Raw genomic sequence first — 4064 nt, 5'->3', positions numbered from 1 at the left:
GCTGCGGATTTCCGCAGGCCCCGCCTATCAGTCATGGGCGCTGCTGGCGATCTGCGGCCTGACCGCCCTGTGCCTGCTTATGCTGCGCCACCTGCCGAGCGGCAGCCGTGAGAGCCTCGCCGGACGCGCCAGCTGGCGTAGCCTCGGCGCATTTTTGCCGGTTCTGGCCTCCGGCGTATTCTGCTTTTCCTTCTTCGATGCCAGCATCCTGGCGCTGCTGCCGCTGTACGGCATGGATAAGGGGCTAAACGAGTCGATGGCGGTGCTGCTGGTGACGGTGGTACTGACCGGTGACGCGCTGTTCCAGGCGCCGCTCGGCTGGATTGCCGATAAGTTTGGCATCCGCCGGGTGCACCTCAGCTGCGCTCTGGTGTTCTGCCTCGCCCTGCTGGCGCTGCCCTTCCTGCTCGGCTCGCGCATGCAGCTGATCGTCGGCTGCCTGGTGCTCGGGGCGGCGGCGGGCGCGCTCTATACCCTGTCGCTGGTGCGCGCGGGTAAAACCTTCTCCGGGCAGAAGCTGATCATGATAAACGCGCTGTTGGGCTTCTTCTGGTCGGCGGGGAGCGTTGCCGGGCCGGTGGTCAGCAGCCTGGCGATCGGCGTTTCGGGATATGACGGTCTGATCGTTACCCTCTTTGCCAGCGGGCTGCTGTTCCTGCTGATTCAGTCCTTAGGCAAGAGCGAGAAAACGCTGCTGGCAAACGAGCGTGAAGATTCGGTCGATGAGGTGAGCGAAGCGGCGCAGTAGCGCGCCGTTTCACCTGCGGCAATATGATAAAGCGGCCCTGGCGGCCGCTTTTCTTATAGCACCTTACTGAGGAACGCGGCGGTGCGCGGGTTGCTCGGGGCGCTAAAGATCTGCTCCGGCCGGCCCTGCTCCTGAATAATCCCGCCGTCGATAAAGATAACCCGGTCGGCAACCTCGCGGGCAAAGCCCATTTCATGGGTCACAATGACCATCGTCATCCCTTCGCTGGCGAGATTTTTCATCACCGCCAGCACGTCGCCGACCAGCTCGGGATCGAGCGCCGAAGTCGGTTCATCGAACAGCATAATCGACGGCTTCATTGCCAGCGCGCGGGCAATCGCCACCCGCTGCTGCTGGCCGCCGGAGAGGCTGGAGGGCCAGGCGTCGCGCTTATCGCTCAGCCCCACCTTTGCCAGCAGCTCTTCCGCCAGCGCAACCGCCGCCTGGCGGGCCATGCCGCGCAGGTTCATCGGCGCCATGATCAGGTTTTCCAGCACAGTCATATGCGGGAACAGGTTGAAGCGCTGAAAAACCATGCCGACGCTTTCACGCATCTTATTCAGGTCCGTTGCACGGTCGTGGACGGCAAAGCCGTTGACCATCACTTCGCCTTCGCTGACGGTTTCCAGCGCGTTCATGCAGCGCAGAAAGGTGCTTTTCCCCGAGCCGGAAGGGCCGATAATGCACACCACTTCCTGCGGCTGAATATCGCAGCTGATGCCGCGCAGGACGTGGCTGTCACCGAAGCGCTTGTGCAGATTGTTAATGTGAATCACTTTTGCCAAACCTCTTTTCCAGACGGTTAACCAGCTGTGCCAGCAGGAAAGTAATCACCCAGTAGACCAGAGAGATCGTCAGGTAGGGTTCCCAGTAGGTGGCGTAGGCGCCGGAGACGGTACGCGCGGCGTAGGCCAGGTCGGCAAGGCCGATCGCCGACGCCAGCGAGGAGTCCTTAACGATAGCGATGGCGTTGTTGCCCAGCGGCGGCAGAATGCGGCGAAACGCCTGCGGCAGGATCACCTGGCGCATGGTTTTCCACCACGGCATCCCCAGCGCGCGGGAGGCTTCCATCTGCCCTTTATCGATCGACTGAATGCCGGCGCGGAAAATTTCCGAGACGTAGGCCCCGGCGTTGAGCGTTATCGCCACCACGCAGGAGAGAAACGCGCCGTAGTTAGAGCGCAGCTCGCGGGCAAAGTCGGCGCTCATCATCCCGCTGGTGACCAGCAGGCCGTCGCGCGGGTTGATAAACAGCGGTACCAGCGCGAAGTGCACCACCATGATCTGCACGAACAGCGGCGTGCCGCGAAATGCGCTGACGTAGAAGCGTACCGGGAACTGGACCAGGTAGCGCAGGACGTATTTCCATACCCCGTGCTCGGCCTTCGCCATTCGCCCCAGCCCGAGGGTCAGCCCCCACAGGGTGCCGAGGATCACGCAAATAATGGTGCATTTAATGGTCATCAAGGCGCCGTCCATAAACAGCGGACCGTACTCCTCGATGATCTCCCAACGGAATCCCGTCATAATCCTTCCCTAAAAAATACGGCTATCGTCAAAGCCGATAGCCGTGAGTAAGACAAAAAAACAGATCTTATTGCGCTGGCAGCGTCGGGACGTTGTCGTCGAACCAGGTTTTATAGATTTTGGCGTAGGTGCCGTCGGCGACAATCTTCTGCAGGCCGGCGTTGATTTTCGCCTGCAGCGCGCTGTTGCCCTTGGCTACGGCGATACCGAAGTACTGGCGCTCAAACTTCGCGTCCGGCACCAGCTTGAACTGCTTCTCCGGGTGCTGCTTGATGTAGTATTTCACCACCCCAACGTCGCCGACCGCCGCGCTGACGCCGTCTTCAAACAGCTCCTGCAGCATCAGCGGCGTATTGTCGAAGCGCTTAATGGCGGTGCTGTTTTTACCCAGCACGTCAGAAACCACGATATCGCCGGTGCTGGAGTTCACTACCCCAACCTTCTCGCTTTTCAGCGCCGCCAGCGAGGTCACCTTCGAATCCGCCGGTACCACGATCGACTGCTCGGCCGGGAAATAAGGGGCGGAGAAATCCACCATCTGCTTACGCTTATCGGTAATGGTGATCCCGGAGATGATAATGTCGCGATCGCCGGTGTTGAGGGTAGCGAAGATCCCCTCCCACGGCGTGTTGACCAGCTTGATATCAAAGTTTTCCGCCTTAGCGATCGCTTTGATGATGTCGATATCAAAACCTTCCAGCTGCTTCTGGCTGTTTTCGTACTCAAACGGGCGATAGGTGCCGCCGGAACCGACAACGTAGGTTTCCTGCGCCGCCTGCGCGGTGCCAATCATTGCCGCCATCAGGCAGCACGCTTTCATCCACTTCTTAACCATGACAGATCCTTTTTATGCATTTATTTTGCATAAAAATACACACACTCAGCATGGCATGCAACCACAAACCTCGGCTGCGGTGATTTATCTGGCTCTTAGCTGCGCTTACCGCCGGATTTACCGATCGCTTTGTGCAGCTCGTTGATGCGCTTCATCGATTTCATGGTTTTCTGCGGGGCGGTAGAGGCCACCGACAGCACCATCATTTCCAGGCACACCAGCACCGTTCCGTGCAGCGGCACCCGCCCGTTATCGCCGCCGCGCGGCACCTCGATAACCACCTGCGCCTCCTGGCTGAAGCGGGAGTCCACCGCCTGGGTCAGCAGAATGGTCGGAATACCGAGCCGCCGGGCCTCGCGCAGGGTGGTCATGCCTTCGCGGTGCGGCGATTTTTGCCCCATCATAATCAGCACGTCGCCGCGCTGCAGGCCGATCAGCTGTTCGGCGAGGCTAAAACCGGTGCGGTTAAGGACGTAGGAAGGCAGGCCGATGCGGCTGAACAGCCTGGCGGTATACTCCGCCAGAATCCCCGACGCGCCGATGCCGAAAATCGCCACCTGCCGCGCGTCGCTGAGCAGGGCCACTGCCTGGGCTACCGCCGCCCGGTTGTCGGGACGGGAGAGCACCTCGCAGGCGCGCTGGTGGCCCTCGAGCACGAAATCGATGCTCGAATTGACGTCGGTGGAGAGCGCATTCACCGTCGAGAGCATTTTCTCCGAGGAGGTAATCGACGGGCCGAACCAGCGCTCCATGGTCTGCTTCAGCTCGCGCAGCCCGGCAAAGCCCAGCGCCTGGATGGCCCTGACCACCGTGGCGTCGGAGGTGTGGGTGGCGGTGGCAATCTCCATCGCCGTGCGCTCGAGCACCACCTCGCGGTTGTCGTTGATATAGCTAACAACCGCCAGCAGGCGCGGCGACAGCTGATGCGCCCGGGCGCGAAAGCGGTCGCCAAAC

The 4064-nt window shown here is 60.9% G+C and carries 5 protein-coding genes; 1 reads left to right on the top strand and 4 read right to left on the bottom strand.

The window, feature by feature from the left end:
• Nucleotides 1-748 (top strand): MFS transporter (locus PFH44_RS25390; RefSeq protein ID WP_283826542.1); only part of this gene is annotated, 748 nt, incomplete at its 5' end.
• Nucleotides 749-801: 53 nt separating this feature from the next.
• Here the strand turns inward: PFH44_RS25390 and PFH44_RS25385 are convergent.
• The 4 genes from PFH44_RS25385 to PFH44_RS25370 all read right to left on the bottom strand — a co-directional run.
• On the bottom strand, nucleotides 802-1524 hold the full coding sequence (locus tag PFH44_RS25385) for an amino acid ABC transporter ATP-binding protein (RefSeq protein ID WP_045859609.1): 723 nt from the start codon (nucleotides 1522-1524) through the stop codon (nucleotides 802-804).
• The gene (locus PFH44_RS25380) at nucleotides 1511-2275 is read right to left on the bottom strand and encodes an amino acid ABC transporter permease (RefSeq protein WP_283826540.1); all 765 of its coding nucleotides are present in this window, start codon (nucleotides 2273-2275) and stop codon (nucleotides 1511-1513) included. The genes PFH44_RS25385 and PFH44_RS25380 overlap by 14 nt, the downstream gene beginning before the upstream one ends.
• A gap of 67 nt (nucleotides 2276-2342) precedes the next feature.
• Nucleotides 2343-3110: a basic amino acid ABC transporter substrate-binding protein gene (locus PFH44_RS25375; RefSeq protein ID WP_045858783.1), complete on the bottom strand. Its 768-nt coding sequence runs from the start codon at nucleotides 3108-3110 to the stop codon at nucleotides 2343-2345.
• 95 nt (nucleotides 3111-3205) lie between these two features.
• Nucleotides 3206-4064: MurR/RpiR family transcriptional regulator (locus PFH44_RS25370; RefSeq protein WP_283826539.1), on the bottom strand; the 859-nt coding region annotated here is incomplete at its 5' end.

The sequence above is a fragment of the Klebsiella sp. Ech2A genome, from assembly GCF_030078455.1.
Classification (GTDB): Bacteria; Pseudomonadota; Gammaproteobacteria; order Enterobacterales; family Enterobacteriaceae; genus Klebsiella; species Klebsiella terrigena.
This window is presented reverse-complemented; position numbering and strand designations above follow the sequence as displayed.